The organism is Granulicella arctica (assembly GCF_025685605.1).
GTDB lineage: Bacteria > Acidobacteriota > Terriglobia > Terriglobales > Acidobacteriaceae > Edaphobacter > Edaphobacter arcticus.
Genome location: NZ_JAGTUT010000001.1, coordinates 4620186 through 4638214, shown reverse-complemented (window position 1 = coordinate 4638214; position 18029 = coordinate 4620186). Strand labels below are relative to the sequence as shown.

Genomic DNA, 18029 nt, shown 5'->3' with positions numbered 1-18029 from the left:
CGGAAATTGATTCACGGTTGAGTTATAGCCCACGCGCGATGCCTTTGACCACACCGAAGCATTTACAATCAACCCGTGCCCTCTCCAAACACCACTACCAGCAGCCAGACCCTCCTCATCGACGCGGACGACACGCTCTGGGAGAACAACATCTACTTCGAACGCGCCATCACCGCGTTCATCTCCTACCTCGACCACCGCGTCCACACGCCCGCCGAAGTCCGCAGTCACCTCAACGTCGTCGAGCACGCCACAGTGGCTGCCCACGGCTACGGCCTCGAGAGCTTCCGCAAGTCGCTCGTCACCTGCTTCGAGCAGCTGGCCGACGATCCCCTCACCAACGCCAAGCGCCACCGCATCCACAGCTTCGCCCAGTCCATCGCCGATCAGGAGATAGAACTCCTCCCCGGCGTCTCCGAAACCCTCGCCGACCTCGCCACGCGCCACCGCATCCTTCTCGTCACCAAGGGCGATCCTGTGGAGCAGAAGGACAAACTCCACCGCTCTGGCCTCGCAAAGTTCTTCGCCGCTGTCGAGGTCCTCCCCGAGAAGCACGAGGACGCCTACCGCTCCCTCTCCACCAACCACGCCTGCGAAGCAGCCACCACCTGGATGATCGGCAACAGCCCCAAGTCCGACATCAACCCCGCGCTCGCTGCCGGCCTCCACGCCATCTTCATCCCCCACGACTTCACATGGGTCCTCGAGCATGAGGTCGTCAACCCGCCACCCACCGGCCAAACCCTTCTCGAACTAGCCTGCTTCGCCGACCTGACAAAGCACTTCTAAGATCCATCGCACTGATCGAAATTAGGCCTTTCGTCACACCACCCCAGAACCTGTCATCCTGAGCGAAGTCGAAGGACCTGCGGTTGCATTTGCGTTTGCCCTCTGGTTGTCATTCCCGAAGGGAACCTGCGTTTGCACTCCGGCCACCTCCAAAAACACCCGTCATCTCGACCGGATCAACGCGAAGTGGGGAGACCCCCTCATTGGCCGCTGCCCTTGTCGTTGCCGTTGCATCGAGCCCCGGCGTCTGCAACTCCCTAGGGAAGTACGTTATGTCGATACACTTCCAGCACTGGGCAGCGCTCCAGGCATCACAAAGGAAATGATGAGCAATCACATGAAATTTCTCCTTCTAACGCTTTCTCTCATAGCACCCATCGCCCACGCAGCCGTGCCCGCCTGCGCCAGCAACCAGATCTCGCTCGCAACTGACAGCGAGGGCGGCAACTTCGACGGCATGTCCCATGGCGGCACCCTCCTCATCCTCCGCAACATCGGCCCAGACGCCTGCTCCGTCCCCGGCTTCCCCGTCCTCATCTTCCGCGACGCCGCCAAAGCCACCGTCGCCATCACCCGCCAGGTCCCGCCCGGCATGCACCCCGGTCCCGTCATCCTCCCCGCCATCATCGCTCCCAACGCAGAGGTCACTGCCAGCCTCCGCTGGGTCTCCGGAGACGTCTTCGATCACGGCACCTGCCTCACCCCGGCAACCCTCTCCATCAACATCGGCGGCACGGAGCTTACAACGGCCTTCGACTACCATCTCTGCGGACCCACACCCGCAAAAATTACCTATGAGTCCACGCGCCTCGTCCCCGATCCCGTCTACACGCCCAGGCCCGCGGCCTCAAATTCGGTGCACCCATAACCCTCGCCGGATGCTACACTAAGCTTCGGATTGTTCACCGCACTTGACCCGCAAAAACATCGTCATCGATGGGGCTTAAGACATATGCGGAGGTGGCGAAATTGGCAGACGCACTAGCTTGAGGTGCTAGCGCCGCAAGGCATAGGGGTTCAAGTCCCCTCCTCCGCACCAATCCTTAGAATCAATACCTTACGGACGGTCAGCCCATTCAGGCTGGCCTTTCGATTTTGCGACTGTCACGGTTTTTGTCACGGTTGCGAAAGTGTCATGATTTCGCAGGTACTTCGACTCGCGGTCCCTTTGCTGAAATGGAACTCATCGGCGGGCCCGGAAGCCCGCAAACTTTTCTGAAGCGAGTGGCGTGCAAGGTCGCAGGCCTGTGGCTGCGTCAGTGACGCAGCCTCAGGTGTGCAGCGAGGAGAGGGTAGGACCTACCGCGAGCCCTTAGCCTGCTGTGCAGACCAATAGGCGAGTGGGCGAATCTTCCAACTGACAATCGCTCCTGCCTCCACATAGGGATCGCCTTTAACGATCTCTTCCGCCGCTTCGGCAGTCTCCGCGTCAAGAACCCACAATGCACCTTCATCATTAGCAAACGGGCCTGCGGCACGCAACTGCTCATTCTCCAGAAATCGGCGCAGATATTCGCGATGTACTGGATGCAATTCCCTAACCTTCTCTGTATCCCCGTATTCAATAATCGCGACGAACTTCATTGTGACCCTCCCGTATTGGAGGGTTGGTTTTGTGGATTGACTCAAAGATTCGTCTGTCGATAGCTCTTGAGTACGCCGAAGTCACGCGTGGGGTCCGCCCCACAAACGCGCTGAGCAGCAGTTGGCCTAGGTTTTGCCTCCAGGGGGCAGGCCATGTCCAATTAATTATCACTGTGCGACTTCGCAGGACTGACCTGTGCTCAAGACCAAGGAGCGCATGCGTATTCACTCTTTGTCGAGCCATTAGCCGTAGCTCGCGATTAGAAAGAGCGTAGCGGCGAGAGCATAGGATCGTTGTAGTCAGCTTGGAGGCTTCTATGAAAGCTGCAGTCCTGAATGCGTTCGGCGAGAAGCTCGCAATCGAAACTCTCCCCGATCCGGTACTCGGCACTGGCGAAGTGATCGTCGATGTTGTCGCTGCGGGCGTGGCGAGCTACACAGGCGGTGTTCTTTCCGGCGCTCGCAAGTACCTGTTGGAGCTGCCGGTAGTGCCCGGGCCGGGAGGTATAGGCCGGGTGCGCGCGACCGGGCCGGACGCAACAAAACTCGTGATCGGCGAATGGGTGTTTTGCGACCCGACGATCCGCTCGCGCGACGACGCGGTTCGGCCCGACATGATGCTTCTAGGCTGGACCGCCGTGGGGCCCGCCGCTCTGCCGCTGCACCGCTACTTTCATAACGGCACCTTCGCCGAGCAGGTGCTGCTTCCGACCGAGAACGTGACGCCTATCGGTGAGATTGAAGCGGCGGACGCGGGGCGCTGGTGTGCGCTGAGTAGTCTGCTCGTTCCGTATGGAGGGTTGCTGGCCGGCGATCTGCGACCCGGAGAAACGCTGGTGATCAACGGGGCCACTGGCGGTTTCGGAAGCGCCGGCATTGTTGTGGCTCTCGCCATGGGTGCAGGAAAAGTGGTCGCAACCGGCCGCAGCGAAGGGGCGCTGGAGGACCTAGCCCACCGATTTGGTCCGCGCGTGCAGCCTGCCAGAATGACCGGCTTCGAGCAAGACGATCGCCGACTAATCGGGAAGGTCGCCGGCGGGCCGATCGACTTCGTGCTCGATCTTCTGCCGCGAGAGGCCTCTCCCTCGCAGGTGCTTGCCGCCGTTCTTGCTGTGCGTCCGGGCGGCCGAGTGGTGCTGATGGGAGGCGTGGGCAGGCAGGGCGGTGACGGTCTTGCGCCGCCATATCCTTGGTTCATGCGCAACGACATCACCGTGCGTGGCAAATGGATGTACCCGCGTATTGCTGTGTCTCAGATGGTGCGACTGGTTCGAGCCGGCCTCATCGACCTCGCCCAGTTTGATGTGACCGAGTTCTCCCTGGACAAAGCCAACGATGCTGTGACTTACGCCGCCGCCAATGCAGGTTCACTTCGCCTCATCGCGCTGCGCCCTGATAGATCGTGCTAAACGCCGTTCTCGTCAGGTGATGACCTCGGTGAGCGACAAATCGCCGATGCCAGCGTTTAGCAGGCCATGGAAATGACAGAGTGTGGAAATCATGGAAAGCCATGATGCCGGCTTCCCACCCTTTCCCACACTCTTTGGAAATGCCTTCGGGATTTCCATATTTCCACGGCCTCGACGACTGGAGTTATTTGTCTTCTCGTGCCCACTCAACTTGAAGCATCGACACCGCAAAGGGCTTGTAACGGATGTCTCAGGTCCACAACCTAACGCATGTCCCGGTTACATTCACCCTTCAGCAGGTTTGGTTTCATTGCAGGGCGCGGAGCGCACAAGAGGCTTTCAGGTTCGGCGTTGCCGGCAGGAACAGGCCCGCTGAGGTGGGTGGCCGGAAGACGCCTCGCCGGCTGAAGCCAGAGAGGAGCCTTCCTCCGGGAGCAAACTTCCGACCTGAACGAGTCGTTGTTAGGTCGACACGGCGAGGCCCATTGCCATTCGCTGGTCTATGTCCGATCATGGAGTCGGGACGGTGACGCGCCGCCCTGGGGTGTGGAAACCCCTAACAGAGTAATCGTGCTGAATCAGCGCGAGAGATTCCCTTGCCTTTGCGGTCGGGGAGCCTGCGACGTATGTCCAGGCCCCTAAAGCTAAAGGTCACAGGAACCGTACTCTGTTCGGTTTTCCAACTCCCCGATCACGGGTCTATAGGGCTGTCTGCGGGGGTGCACCGCAGAAATGTCTTCCCTGAACGAGTTGGATGAAACGTCGTAGATCTCGTGAGAATGGGATTGGCGAAGTATACAATCTGCGGATCAGTCGCTCATTGTTGCTTTTGCTAATGCGATAGACATCCTCTTCCGATACGCTGTAACGCGGACGGCTTATGAGGCTTAGAAATGTCGGGTGAATACCTCCTGAACTTTCAACAGGATCGAGAAAGACACCTGCCGCTGCCCCTGCCCCGAGAATGCTCTGTTTCGGTTGGCTGCTTTGAATCGACGCAAATCCAACAAGCCATCGTGAGCTTTTTCGAAGAGGCTTTCTATGCGCTTGCACTCACCGGAATGGACCTGAGTGCTCTGGACGGCGTGACCCTCGCCCTCGATGCCCGACGCGCAGCTTGCGGACTGCAGAAGCTACCCGATGGGGTTATTCCGTTGGAGATGAACGAACGGCCGGAAACGATGGAGTTGGCTCGAACAGTCGCAGTCAAACGCGGATCGGAATTCAAATTCCACATTGTTCTTCGTGCTGGCGTCGGTCTCTTGGTGCTTTCGTCGAAGCTAAAAGAACAAACGCTAGCCTGTGGATGCGTGGCTCATGAAGCCGCCCACGTCCAGCACGAGGGGCTACTTTACAGGAAGTTTCCTGGTCTCTACGGACGCAAGCTGGACTGTGGGGATCGATCGCGACAAACCTTTATCAAGGCGCTTGATGTCTGGAGTGAATACGCGGCCTGTCGTTCTTCAGCAGAGTTCCGACCAGAGGCGATACAAGACTTTGACAAGGCGTTCTGTCAGGCTCTCACATCGGGGCGTGCGGCCTCTCAGAAGTGGATCGAATACTATCGAGAAAGCGGAAAGGCATACGACTCGTTCCGGGAAATACAGCAGGTTTTTGGGGATGTCTTTATTTCCGCAGGTTACCTGCTTGGTCACCTCCACGGAATCGAACTCTGTGGGATAGATGAGGCCCCAGCAACTCGCCAGGTTGTCCAAAATGATCCTCCCCTTGGAAAACTGCTTACGAAGTTGGAGCGGGTGCTCCACAAACTTTGGCTATCGGAATTTGCTTGGGAGTCTCTCGAAGTTTTTGCGCCTGTGTACGATCTCCTCTGTGAACTGATTGCCCTTCACGGAATGGCATTCGCCCGAGATGGCGAAGAGTGGCGCATTGTTATGAGCGATGATCTGTAAAGTTTCCACCACTCAGAGATTTCCGATGGTCTAAGGAGAAAGGGCCTTCGTAAAAGCGTTCGGCGGCAAGGATCAAGATCAGGCGTGCCACTCCTGCGATCAAGGAGCTACCCTGTTCTCGCAATTCGCTACGCGCTCGAATAGGGCCTCAGAGCTTCGCGCTTCGAAGCCGTAAAGAATTGCCAATTACCGAAACTGAGCTGAAGCTCATCGCAGCAGCGGCAATCATAGGACTCAACAGGAGCCCAAAGAAGGGGTAGAGCACTCCGGCAGCTAACGGGACCCCAAGAGCGTTGTAGAAGAAGGCAAAGAAGAGATTCTGCCGAATGTTGCTCATCGTGTGCTGGCTTAGCCTTCTAGCTTTGACGATGCCTCGAAGGTCTCCCTCGATGAGGGTGATGCCGCCTGTTTCCATTGCTACATCTGTGCCCGTCCCCATCGCGATGCCGACCTGGGCTTGCGCGAGAGCGGGAGCGTCGTTCACGCCGTCCCCGGCCATTGCGACGATTGCACCGGCCGCTTGGAGCTTCTTCACCACCTCGGCCTTCTTCTCGGGGAGAACGTCAGCCTCGAAGTCGATGCCCAGCTTCTTCGCGATGGCCGCGGCTGTCTTGTGATTGTCGCCCGTCACCATAACGACCTTGATTCCCTCTTTCTTGAGCTGTTCAATTGCCTCCGCTGTCGAATCCTTGATGGGGTCAGAAACTGCGACGAAACCTGCGACACGTCCGTCTGATGCGACGTACATCACGGTTTGCCCTTCGGCTTGTAGAACCTCCGCCTTCTCGCGCAAAGTCTCGATGGAAGCTCCCAGTTCACCCATAAGGGTTACATTTCCGATGGAGATCTTCTTACCCTGAATTGTCCCGGTAACGCCCTTTCCGGTCACGGACTGGAATGCATCGACGGTCAGCAGCTCAACCTTCTTGTCTTGGGCCGCCGCAAGGATGGCTGCCGCCAGAGGATGCTCACTTGCCTTTTCGAGACTTGACGTAAGTTGTAAGAGATTGGCCTCGTCGAAGCCTTCGGCTGGGATGAGGGCGGTGAGTACCGGCTTGCCGACTGTCAGCGTTCCGGTCTTATCGACTACAAGCGTGTTCACCTTCTCCAGAATCTCCAGTGCTTCAGCGTTGCGGATGAGGATGCCCTCTCCGGCGCCTCGACCCGTTCCCACCATGATCGCCATCGGCGTTGCGAGTCCCAATGCACACGGGCAGGCGATGATGAGCACGGCCACCGCATTTACGAGTGCATGGGCGTAGTGAGGCTGCGGCCCATAAATCGCCCATGTGATGAATGTGATGACCGCAGAGACAAGTACGGCTGGAACGAAGTAGGAGGCGACGGTATCCGCGAGCCGCTGGATGGGCGCGCGGGTTCGCTGTGCTTCGCTGACCATCTTTACGATCTGGGCGAGGAGAGTGTCAGCGCCGATGCGCTCAGTCCTCATGACGAAGCTGCCCGTGCCGTTGATCGTGCCGCCGATGACCTTTGCATCTTTGGTCTTTTCAACAGGGATGGGTTCTCCGCTGACCATCGACTCGTCCACGGAGCTACTGCCATCAGTCAAGACACCGTCCGTTGGAACCTTTTCACCTGGGCGGACTCTCAGAATGTCGCCTACCTGAATTTGATTCAGGTTTACATCTTGCTCCTGGCCGTTTGCCGAGATGCGTCGTGCCGTCTTGGGTGCTAATCCGAGCAACATTATGATCGCGCTACTGGTCTGGCTACGCGCTTTCAATTCCAAGACCTGGCCCAGCAAGACGAGTACCGTGATGACGGCTGCAGCCTCGAAGTAGAGGCCCAATTGACCGGACATGTCGCGGAACGATCCTGGGAAGAGTTGTGGCATAAAGACAGCCACGACGCTGTACAGGTAGGCAGAGCCGGCCCCAATCGAGATGAGGGTGAACATGTTGAGGTTTCGGCTCACAATGGACGCCCAGCCCCGCCGAAAGAATGGCCAGCCTCCCCAGAGAACGACCGGTGAAGCGATGGCAAGTTCAAACCAGCCAAGTAACGAACCCTTTAAGAGCCCTTGGATCGGATGGGTAGGCAGGAGGTCAGAGACCATGATGGCGAGCAGTGGGAGCGTCAGGACTGCACCAATCCAGAACCGCCGCGTCATGCTGTCGAGTTCGGGATTCGCCTCGTTTACCGTGACCGTCACGGGCTCCAGCGTCATGCCGCAAATTGGGCAGTTCCCTGGCTCGTCTCGAACAATCTGATGATGCATGGGGCAGGTGTATTGCGGGCTGCTTGGAGGGGCGGTCAACGTTTCCCGTTCGAGCGCCATGCCGCACTGCGGGCAGTCGCCCGGATCATCTCGATGCACCTCGGGGTGCATAGGGCAGATGTAGCCATTCGTCTTCGCTGGCGAAACCGGCGTGGCCGGTTTCGCAGTCGCCATCTTCGGCTGGATGTATTTTTCAGGCATCTCGCGGAATTTGGCGGCACATTCCGAACTGCAGAAAAAGTAAGTCTTGCGGCAGTATTCCAAGTGCATTGCGCTGCTCGGATCAATCTTCATACCGCAAACCGGATCGAGTTCGGCCTGAGGCGGGAGGTTCGGCGCGTTGCTCCGCGAGCCGATGTCAGATTCCGCACCGGTAGAGGCTGTGTCAGAGCTCATGGTTCCTCCTTCTTTGAAATAAGGAAAGGCCTGAACGCCGGACCCGATCGTGTGGAGCTAGGAGTAGCTGCCCGATTCGAAGTCGTTCCGGAAACAACCCACGGCTGCACCTAAGATCGATAAGAAATCCTCAGCCTTCAGACTGGCACCGCCGATCAAAGCGCCGTCGACGCCGGGCTGGCTTAGGACTGCGGCTGCGTCTGCGGGTACAACGCTCCCGCCGTATTGGATTGTCAGCGCTCCCGCAGCCGACTTTCCAAATATCTGAGCAAAGCGGGTTCTCAGCATCGCATGCGCTTCTGCGGCTTGCTGCGGAGTGGCATGGTGCTCCGCGTTGCCGATGGCCCAGACCGGCTCGTAGGCGACACTGATGCGGAGCAGCTCGGCTTCGGCGACGTTGGCCAGCCCAGAGTTGAGTTGGTGGTCAATCACTACTTCCGTTTGTTTGCTGTTGCGCTGGTCCAGAGTTTCTCCCACACATAGGATCACATCCAGCCCGGCCGCCAACGCAAACCTGACCTTATTGTTGATGAACTCATCCGATTCCCCTAGAACATGTCGGCGTTCGCTATGGCCGAGGATCACATACTTGCAACCGAGGTCAAGCAGCATCGTGGGGCTTACCTCGCCGGTGAAGGCGCCGTCGTTTGCCGGGTACATGTTCTGAGCGCCGAGCTGGATCTGAGTATTTCTCAGGAGTTCGCCGACCAGCGCGAGATAGGGAAACGGGGGACAAAGGATCACCGATACGCGCTCTTCAGGACTGAGCCCCTTGACGATTCCATTAGCTAATTGCGCGGCTTCGGCTGTCGACGTGTGCATCTTCCAATTGGCTACGATTGTTTTGCGACGGACGTTGGTCCCCACTACACAACACCCGCGAATACGGCTTCAGGTATGGCAGGCGGAAGCACCTGCGCGGCGTCGCTTTCGAACTGCAGCGTGTACTCCCCAAACCGCGCCGCGCGGTTGCACGCAGCGCGATGGTAAAGAGCTCGCTGAGCAGCCCGCGAGTTTGCCGGAGAACCATCCCAGATACTTAGCGCGGGCTGTTGGATTGCGCGACCGAAAGAGAATCCGACCGCCCAGGGCAATCTTGCCATGTGGTTGAGGTGCATAGCGTTAAGACGCGCCGAGGCAAGCCCACCGGACTGACCACCCGACAGGAACGCCACCCCTGCAACGGCGGCCGGAACGGTGCGGCGGAGACAGTGCATCGTAGCGTCCGCCACCTCGTCGACCGATTCCTGTATGGGGCAGTCCAGGCCGGGAAGCACCATGTTGGGCTTGAGGATTAGGCCCTCCAGCAGTACCCGTTGCGCGACAAGTTCTTCAAAGACGCAGCGCAGCACCTGCTCCGTAACGACGCGACAGGTCTCCAGGGTATGCGTGCCCTCCATGAGCACCTCGGGCTCGACGACCGGGACGAGACCCGTTTCCTGGCATAGCGCTGCATAACGGGCAAGCGCGTCTGCATTGGCCTGTATGCACCCGCGGCTCGGGATTTCCCTGCCGATGGTGAGGACTGCACGCCACTTGGCAAACCGTGCACCCATTGCGAAGTAGTTCGAGAGGCGTTCGCGCAAGCCGTCTAAACCCTCGGTGACCTTCTCTCCGGGGAATCCGGCCAGAGGCTTTGCACCCACGTCCACTTTTATTCCGGGGATGATTCCCTTCTGGGTAAGAGCTTCAGCGAATGGGATCCCTTCACCGGTTCGCTGGCGGATCGTTTCATCGAAGAGGATCATGCCGCTGATCGATTCCGAAATGCCAGGCGTGCTGACGATGAGATCTCGGTAGCTGCGCCTCATCTCTTCAGTCTGCGGGATGCCGGCCTGCTCAAATCTCTCATTGCAGGTGCCGGTGCTCTCGTCGATCGCCAGCAAACCTTTTCCGTCAGCGACCATTTTATTTGAAGTATCGATGAGAGATTGGGTGTTCATTTCGCACCGTCCCATTTCCAATTCAGTATCTCTGGCATGTCTTGGCCGTGCGCATCAATGTAGTGCTTGTGGATGATGAGCTTGTCTTTCATCTGCTGTTTCAGATAAGCCCCCTTCGACCCTAGATTGGGTACACGATCCACTACATCCTGCACCAGGTGGAAGCGATCCAAATCGTTCTGCACCCTCATGTCGAAGGGTGTTGTGATTGTTCCCTCTTCCTTGTACCCGCGCACGTGCAGGTTGCGGTTGTTACGGGCATACGTGAGGCGATGGATCAGCCACGGATATCCGTGAAATCCGAAGATGATGTGCTTGTCCTTAGTGAACAGCGAGTCATAGTCCTTGTCCGTAAGTCCGTGTGGGTGTTCCGTGCTGGGCTGCAACTTCATCAGGTCGACCACATTGACGACACGGATCTTCAGTTCCGGCAGGTGTTCCCGCAGAATCGAGACTGCAGCCATGATCTCGAGCGTGGGCGTGTCTCCACAGCATGCCATGACAACATCCGGCTCAGTCTCTTGGTCATTGCTGGCCCACTGCCAGATACCGATGCCTTCCGTGCAATGCACGACGGCGGCATCCATGGTCAGCCATTGCGGGAGCGCGTGCTTTCCGGCGATGATCACGTTGACGTAGTTTCTGCTTCTGAGGCAGTGGTCTGTCACGGACAGCAAGCAGTTGGCATCGGCTGGCAGGTAGCAACGCACGATGTCTGCCTTCTTATTGATGACATGGTCGAGGAAGCCGGGGTCCTGGTGAGTGAAGCCATTATGGTCCTGCTGCCAGACATGGGATGCGAGCAGATAATTCAGCGACGAGATGTCGCGACGCCACGGCAGCTCGCGGCAGACCTTCAGCCACTTCGCGTGCTGGCTGAACATCGAATCGACGATCCGGATGAATGCTTCGTAGCTATTGAAAATGCCGTGCCGTCCGGTGAGCAGATAACCCTCAAGCCAACCCTCACACTGGTTTTCGCTCAGCATTGAATCGAGAACACGACCCGCCGGAGCCAGAAACTCGTCGTTGCCGAACTCGCGTGCGTCCCACTGACGATCCGTGACCTCGAAGACCGCCTGCAGCAGGTTGGAAATCGTTTCGTCTGGACCGAAGACACGGAAGTTGTGCTTGTCTTCATTGAGCTTCGCTACATCTCTGAGGAACGCCCCCAAGATGAGGGTGTCTTCGATCTGCACTGCGCCAGGTGACGTGACGATCACCGCGTGCTCGTGGAAATCTGGCATCTCCAGATCGTGCAAGAGAACTCCACCGTTGGCGTGAGGATTCGCTCCCATGCGGCGATTGCCCTTGGGCGCCAGTTCCGCCAGCTCCGGGATGAGCCGGCCGTTCTGATCGAAGAGCTCTTCTGCTTTGTAGCTCTTCATCCACTCCTCAAGCAGACCAACGTGGTCTGGATGCTGGGCATCGACCAGCAGCGGCACCTGATGAGAGCGGAAAGTCCCCTCAATCTGCAGGCCGTCCACGATCTTCGGTCCGGTCCAGCCTTTCGGCGATTTCAAGACAATCATCGGCCAACGAGGCCGTGTTGTGGTCGTGTTGGTACGTGCTTCCTCCTGAACGCCGCGGATCTCCTCGATCACGTGATCGAGGGTGGCAGCCATGAGCTGGTGCATCGTTTCTGGATCGTCTCCCTCGACGAAATAGGGGTTCCATCCGTAGCCTCTCAGCAGCTGGTCAAGTTCCTCATGCTCGATGCGAGCGAGCACGGTCGGGTTACTGATTTTGTATCCGTTCAGGTGCAGGATGGGCAGCACGGCTCCATCGGTTCTTGGATCGAGAAACTTGTTAGAGTGCCACGAGGTTGCGAGCGACGCCGTTTCGGCCTCTCCATCCCCGATCACACAGGCGACAACCAGGTCAGGGTTGTCGAACGCCGCGCCGAAGGCGTGGCTGAGCGAGTAGCCCAATTCGCCGCCCTCGTGGATCGATCCCGGGGTCGTTGGGGCTACATGGCTGGAGATGCCGCCAGGAAACGAGAACTGCTTGAAGAGCTTCTTCAGCCCCGCCTCATCCTGCGTTACGTTGGGGTAAGTCTCAGTCCAGGTTCCTTCCAGGTAAACGTTCCCCACGATCGCCGGGCCACCGTGCCCGGGACCCGCAATGTAGAACATGTTCAGGTCATACTTGTTGATGGCCCTGTTCAGATGAACGTATATGAAGTTCTGCCCGGGTGTGGTGCCCCAATGCGAGACCACTAGCGGCTTGACATGCGCCAGTGTTAGCGGCTCTTTCAGAAGCGGGTTCTCATAGAGGTAGATTTGGCCGACAGACACGTAGTTTGCTGCGCGCCAGTAGGCATTCATCCTGCGAAGCAGCTCCGGATCGAGAGGCGTAGGAATCTTGAGGGTCTCTTCCCCGTCCATGACGGCAACCGTCTCGTGCAATAAGAGATCCTGAGTGAGCGTTTTCGTGGGCATCTTTCGATTCTCCTGATGGTCGTGAAAGCTGGAACATTATGCTTCGAAGTCCGGAGAGCTGCCGACTAGACAGAGAGGTTCTTGCCGGTTTTCAGCCCGTAGGTTGACAACGCAGTGCAGGTGGAGTTGTACGTTGTATGCAAGATGCTTCTAATCCCCAGCTTTTGCGCGACCTGCGTGAACATAAGTGTGTTGTCGATAAAAAGAGTCTCCGACGCCTTCGCCTGCGCGAGATCGAGAGCAAGCTTAAAAATGTTCGAATCGGGCTTTCGCATGCCGACGAAGCAAGAAGAGACGAAGGTGTCGACCAGCAGGTCCAGCTTGAATTTCTCAATACGGAAGGCGTTCACGGCACGCGATTCATTGCTCACGACCACTATCTTGAGCTTGTATTCAGTCTTGAGTTTGCCGATCAGATCAATCATCTTCGGATAAGGTTTCGATTGCTCAAACCAGAACGCCTGGAATTGAGCCCTAGTGAAGGAACGCTTTTCAAAGAACACGACCCAGTGCAGGTACTCTTCGAAGGTAAGCTTTCCTTCTTCATGGGTTTCAAAGACAAGCCGGTGTCTCTCTTCCATGCTTGCCCAATCCAAATGGAAATGCCTGGCAGCACGTTTGCGAGCGAGATGATCCCAGCCATTCGTCAGCAATACCTCGCCGACATCAACAAACAGTGTCGTGATCGGTGACTGGCGTTTCATCTGCACCTGACTTTCGAGCCGACTGCGTAGCGGCAGTCTTCCTATCCTGACGGAAGTGACGCCTTGAGGATGAGCAAATCTATACAAAGCGAATTTGTGTAAGGTCTGTACTGATCTACGAGAGACAAGCGATGACTGTCTGGATGACTAGCTTCGTGTCGTTCGGGTGTTGTACTGCGATTGACGGAACCCCGGCTTGTTTGGGCGGGTAGTCGTTTCCTCCCGAAAGATTGCATCGCCGACGTAGATCATCTGAGTCTTGGCTATGTCGAGGATTAGGGTAAGCTTCGCGATCCCGTAGGCCTTATCGATACCAGGCTTCGTGACATCGATCGAAGTCGCGCCTCCCATGCGGACGGAGAAGCCGCTCAGCAACTTGTCCAAGGAGGCCTTGATCTTCTTCCGTTTCACGTAATCAGGGTCCCACTTCACCTTCTCCGCCAGCGGAGCCTGCTGCCCAAGAGCCGAGTAGGTGATTTGGCTTCCCCGGTCCTCAATCGCATCTCCCCAAAGTTTCTGCGCTTTGAAGCCGGCCCCATCCACTGCTTCGTTGAACGCCGCGATGATTTTGCTTTTCTCTTCCTGGGTGAAGTCCTCCGAATACAGCTTCTTCCATTGACCGGAGTATCGGAAAAACTTGGTGCCACACGTCGGTAAGAGGGACAGACCTGCAAGGTAATCCCCTGGAGGAAGGTGCAAAAGCACTTGCTTCTCAAACTGCGGCCAGTCTCCTCCGGAGATCACGGCCACGTTCATAAAGCCAAGCAGATCCTGGAGGAGGGCCGACACTTGGGGGTCGATGGGCGACTTGCTTTGTGCGAGAGTGCCATCCAAATCGAACACGATGAGTCGCTTGATGATTAGCCCCCTTTCTTCGCAATGAGCGACGCAAACATCCGCTGCATTCACCCTCAACCGCAACGATGAAGTTAGCTGAGCAAAACGGAACAGTTCTGAGAAGTCGCCCGACCTACCATCTACTCTGACCGGCAACTGACCTTCCACTGATTAGGCTGCTTTGCGGGACTCTTGAGGACAAAATGAAGATTGGCTTTCTCCACGGTAAAGAGAACGATATGACCTTACAGATGGGCAATCAGTTGCGAGACTGCCTGTCGCCTCATGAAGTGCTGCTTTGGCCGGAGGGCGAAACGCCTCCCTGTGAAGACCTGGATGTCCTCCTCGTCAGCGGAGCCGTGACGAGTGTGCAACTCGAGAGCCAGCCGAAGCTCGGACTAATACAAACGACCAGCACAGGTTATGAAACAGTCGATCTGGCGGCTGCTAATCGGTTGGGCATATGGGTTTCGTACGCGCCATCCGACTTGACCGGGAATGCAACTTCAGTGGCCGAGTTTGCCGTGCTCCTGCTTCTAGGTGCTTCACGGCAGCTTGGCCGCGTCATCGATTCAGATGGCCGTGGGACGGCGGCACCGAGGCTTCACTCCGCTCTGAACGGAAAGACTGTTTGCATCGTCGGCCTGGGAAGCATCGGTCTGCAGGTTGCTGAGCGCTTACGTGCCTTCGGTATGCTACTGCTAGCTACGGATGAGCACCCGGAGCACGCACCCGCCGGGGTCACCGCCTTCGCTGCAGATAAGCTGCTGGTTGCCGTTGCAGATGCGGACTTCATCATCATCTGCGTCCGAGCAAGCGCGGAGAACCAGAACCTCATCAGCGCTGCGGTCATCGCCGGGATGAAACGCGGTGCGGTGATCGTCAACGTTGCTCGTGGCATGCTGGTGGACGAAGATGCTCTTTGCGCCGCTCTCGAAAGCGGGCATATCGCCGCCGTTGGCCTGGATGTGGTACGGCACGAACCGCTTGAGGCTGCCAACCGGCTTCTCACGTTCCCGCAGGCTCTGATTACTCCGCACATGGCGGCACTGACGGACATCATGATTAGCGGAACAGCAGGATTCATCAGCCGAGTCATCGCGGAGTACGAAGCGTCAGTTCGGTTCCCATCTCTCCTGAACTCTCCCGACCATCCCCGAAAGACGTTAACTCAATGTCCGACATAGAAAGTGCGGATATAACCTGAACGGGCTAGCGGCATGGTCCGCTTAGTCCAGTTCTCTACTGTGCCCACAGTATGGCAGCGGCTTCGAGCGGCACGAATGCTTGAGCATGCTCGGGAACTACGCGGACTGAGTAATCGGCAGCCGATCTCAACGCTGGGACCTCCACCGAGTAGATGTGATCTTCCTCCGGCTTCGAAGTATCCTGCGACACCGACATGGTGTAGACATCAGCCTTACCGTCCTGTTCAGGATTCGCGTAAAGCTCCACCCGATAGGAATTGGGCGGAAGGTCCGCATGAGCAAGCTTGACCTTGAACAGATGGTTCTCACGTTGCGTCGTGACGTTGACCGGGTCAAGACGTAGTGAACTCCAATGCTGTGCCAGATCGTTCTGCCACTTCAGAATTTCCTTTGCAACGAGGCTATCGTTCGCGGCTCGGCTCACATAGGAAGCTGCGGCCGGAACGTAGTGTTTCTCTGCATAGTCGCGCACAGCTCTGCTGGCGGAGAACTCAGGGGTGAGCGCCGTCATGCTCTCGCGGACACGCGCCAGCCATTTAGCCGGTGGATCTCCCCTTTGAGCACACTCATAGAAGTCCGGCACAATCTCGTTCTCAAGTAGTTGATACATCGCGTCAGCCTCGGCCGCATCCCAGGCCGGCTCTTCGCCGTGTTCCCTTCCATCACCAATGGCCCAGCCGATCTCAGGGGAGTAGGCCTCTGCCCACCACCCGTCCAACTCGGAAAGATTCAGGCCGCCATTGGCGAGGACCTTCATACCGCTCGTTCCACAGGCCTCCCAGGGTCGGCGCGGCGTGTTGACCCAGAGGTCGACCCCGCCTACAAGCTCCTGAGCCAGTCGCATGTCGTAATCGCTCAAGAAGATCACCTGAGATGCTAGTCCCTCAACTCGAATGAAATCGTTCCACTGCTTTATGAGAGCCTGTCCCGGCAGGTCCTGCGGGTGAGCTTTACCTGCGAGGATCAACTGCATCGGCCGCTCTTTGCTGGTAAGCAGACGGACCAGCCGGGCGGGATCGTGCAGGAGCAGGTTCGGGCGCTTGTATGTGGCAAAACGACGTGCGAATCCTACAGTAAGCGTGTCATCGTTGAGCATGGTCATCGCCGTGGACCAATCTTTCCCTTCCGAGGCCAGTTGAATCTGGTACCGACGGCGAATCTGCTGGATCGATGTTTTTCTGGCCTGCGTCCGCATCTGCCATAGCTCCGCATCGGTGAGCTGGCGGATCTTGTTTGAGTCAGGCTCGCCGCCACGCCAACGGTCCTTGCCGCAGGCCGCGGTCCAAAGGGCGTCGGCAGCCTGTGAGTCCCAGGTGGGTACATGCACGCCGTTGGTCACTGAGCCCACAGGCACTTCGTCCTCTGGCCAGCGAGGAAAGAGCGGTTGGAAGATCTGCCGGCTGACCTGCCCGTGCAGCTTGCTTACTCCATTGACCTCACCGCTGCCACGCATGGCGAGGTAAGCCATGTTCAAGGGTTCGGAAGAGTCGCCTGGCGACTGCCGTCCGAGAGCGAAGAGATCATCGGTCGAGATTTTCAGTTCATCGACTGCATAGTGGGTCAAGTATTTGCGGATGAGGTCGGGAGCGAAGCGGTCGAATCCTGCGGGGACTGCGGTGTGGGTCGTGAAGATGTTGCCGGCGCGGGTGACCGCCAACGCAAGCGCGAAGGGCACGGAATGGTCTTCCATGTAGCAGCGCGCTCTTTCGAGGACAGCGAATGCAGCGTGTCCTTCGTTCAGGTGGCAAACCTCAGGCGCCACGCCGAGCGAACGCAGCAAACGCCAGCCTCCGATGCCGAGTACCAGTTCCTGCCTCAAGCGCATCTCGGCGTCACCGCCGTATAGCTGGCTACAGATGCCGCGTTGTGCGGCCGTGTTGGCGAAGTCGTTGGTATCGAGTAGGTAGAGTTTGTTCCTGCCAACGGAGACCTCCCAGCAGCGAAGCCAGATTTTCGAGCCTGGCAGTTGAATAGGAATGCGCAGCCATTCACCGTTCGCTCGGCGAAGCGGCTTGATTGGCAACTGCCCAGGATCATTAACCGGGTACAGCACTTGCTGGCGCCCGGCAGCGTCGAAGTCTTGACGAAAGTAGCCTTGGCCGTAGAGTAATCCGATCCCCGTTACGGGCACGCCGAGGTCGCTTGCGGCCTTCATTTGATCTCCGGCCACTTGGCCGAGACCGCCTGAGTAGATGGGAAGCGCTTCGCTCAGCATGAATTCCATGCTGAAATAGGCGACGGAGGTCAGCTTGCCTGACCGTTGGCCATCCTGAAACCAAGCCTCGGCCGCATAATTATCCCTGTTCCGCTGAAGAACAGTATTGAGGCGCTGGCGGAACCCGGGCTGCGCGAGAGCTCCACCAAGCGCGTCTTTCGAGATTGTCTGCAAGACGACCCACGGGTTTTGAGTCGCCTGCCAAAGTTCGGAGTCGAGTCTCTGCCATAGCTCGTCCGTCGCATGGTTCCATGTCCAATGAAGATTTAATGCCAGTTCAGCCAGGCTTGCAGCGCCGTCCATTTCGGGCTGGCTCATCTGAGGTGCTTTCGCTGCTTTCGACTTCATGTG

General features: G+C 57.7%; 13 protein-coding genes and 1 tRNA gene. 6 read left to right on the top strand and 8 right to left on the bottom strand.

Annotated features, from left to right (window positions below):
* Nucleotides 1–75 precede the first annotated feature (75 nt).
* The 3 genes from OHL20_RS19610 (at nt 76) to OHL20_RS19600 (ending at nt 1828) form a co-directional block, all read left to right on the top strand.
* Entirely contained in the window at nt 76–789 is a 714-nt protein-coding gene (locus OHL20_RS19610; protein ID WP_263384843.1) for an HAD family hydrolase, read from the top strand.
* A gap of 337 nt (nt 790–1126) precedes the next feature.
* On the top strand, nt 1127–1657 hold the full coding sequence (locus OHL20_RS19605) for a DUF4232 domain-containing protein (protein ID WP_263384842.1): 531 nt from the start codon (nt 1127–1129) through the stop codon (nt 1655–1657).
* An 86-nt stretch (nt 1658–1743) separates the two neighbouring features.
* Nucleotides 1744–1828, top strand: a tRNA-Leu gene (locus tag OHL20_RS19600).
* A 260-nt stretch (nt 1829–2088) separates the two neighbouring features.
* Here the strand turns inward: OHL20_RS19600 and OHL20_RS19595 are convergent.
* Complete coding sequence (locus tag OHL20_RS19595) at nt 2089–2373, bottom strand: YciI family protein (protein WP_263384841.1); 285 nt, start codon at nt 2371–2373, stop codon at nt 2089–2091.
* Nucleotides 2374–2690: 317 nt separating this feature from the next.
* Between OHL20_RS19595 and OHL20_RS19590 the strand changes: the two genes are divergently transcribed.
* Nucleotides 2691–3782 carry a zinc-binding dehydrogenase gene (locus tag OHL20_RS19590; RefSeq protein WP_263384840.1) on the top strand — a complete coding sequence of 364 codons (1092 nt, stop codon included), beginning with the start codon at nt 2691–2693 and terminating at the stop codon, nt 3780–3782.
* An 893-nt stretch (nt 3783–4675) separates the two neighbouring features.
* The gene (locus tag OHL20_RS19585) at nt 4676–5695 is read left to right on the top strand and encodes a hypothetical protein (RefSeq protein ID WP_263384839.1); all 1020 of its coding nucleotides are present in this window, start codon (nt 4676–4678) and stop codon (nt 5693–5695) included.
* A gap of 148 nt (nt 5696–5843) precedes the next feature.
* Here OHL20_RS19585 and OHL20_RS19580 read toward each other — a convergent pair whose 3' ends face one another.
* From OHL20_RS19580 to OHL20_RS19555, 6 genes are all read right to left on the bottom strand, one after another.
* A complete protein-coding gene (locus OHL20_RS19580; RefSeq protein ID WP_263384838.1) occupies nt 5844–8330 on the bottom strand; it encodes a heavy metal translocating P-type ATPase in 2487 nt (828 codons plus the stop codon).
* Nucleotides 8331–8387: 57 nt separating this feature from the next.
* On the bottom strand, nt 8388–9197 hold the full coding sequence (gene tpiA / locus OHL20_RS19575; RefSeq protein ID WP_263384837.1) for a triose-phosphate isomerase: 810 nt from the start codon (nt 9195–9197) through the stop codon (nt 8388–8390).
* Nucleotides 9197–10273, bottom strand: coding sequence for a class I fructose-bisphosphate aldolase (locus tag OHL20_RS19570; RefSeq protein WP_263384836.1), 1077 nt, complete (start codon nt 10271–10273; stop codon nt 9197–9199). The genes tpiA and OHL20_RS19570 overlap by 1 nt, the downstream gene beginning before the upstream one ends.
* Complete coding sequence (locus OHL20_RS19565; RefSeq protein ID WP_263384835.1) at nt 10270–12714, bottom strand: phosphoketolase family protein; 2445 nt, start codon at nt 12712–12714, stop codon at nt 10270–10272. The genes OHL20_RS19570 and OHL20_RS19565 overlap by 4 nt, the downstream gene beginning before the upstream one ends.
* Before the next feature lie 65 nt (nt 12715–12779).
* Nucleotides 12780–13418 carry an HAD-IA family hydrolase gene (locus OHL20_RS19560; protein WP_263385061.1) on the bottom strand — a complete coding sequence of 213 codons (639 nt, stop codon included), beginning with the start codon at nt 13416–13418 and terminating at the stop codon, nt 12780–12782.
* A 147-nt stretch (nt 13419–13565) separates the two neighbouring features.
* A complete protein-coding gene (locus tag OHL20_RS19555; RefSeq protein ID WP_263384834.1) occupies nt 13566–14261 on the bottom strand; it encodes an HAD-IIB family hydrolase in 696 nt (231 codons plus the stop codon).
* 197 nt (nt 14262–14458) lie between these two features.
* Here OHL20_RS19555 and OHL20_RS19550 point away from each other — a divergent pair, with 197 nt between their 5' ends.
* On the top strand, nt 14459–15442 hold the full coding sequence (locus tag OHL20_RS19550) for an NAD(P)-dependent oxidoreductase (protein ID WP_263384833.1): 984 nt from the start codon (nt 14459–14461) through the stop codon (nt 15440–15442).
* A 55-nt stretch (nt 15443–15497) separates the two neighbouring features.
* On the opposite strand, the gene glgP is transcribed toward OHL20_RS19550, so the two are convergent.
* Complete coding sequence (glgP, locus tag OHL20_RS19545) at nt 15498–18026, bottom strand: alpha-glucan family phosphorylase (protein WP_263384832.1); 2529 nt, start codon at nt 18024–18026, stop codon at nt 15498–15500.
* Nucleotides 18027–18029: the final 3 nt, after the last annotated feature.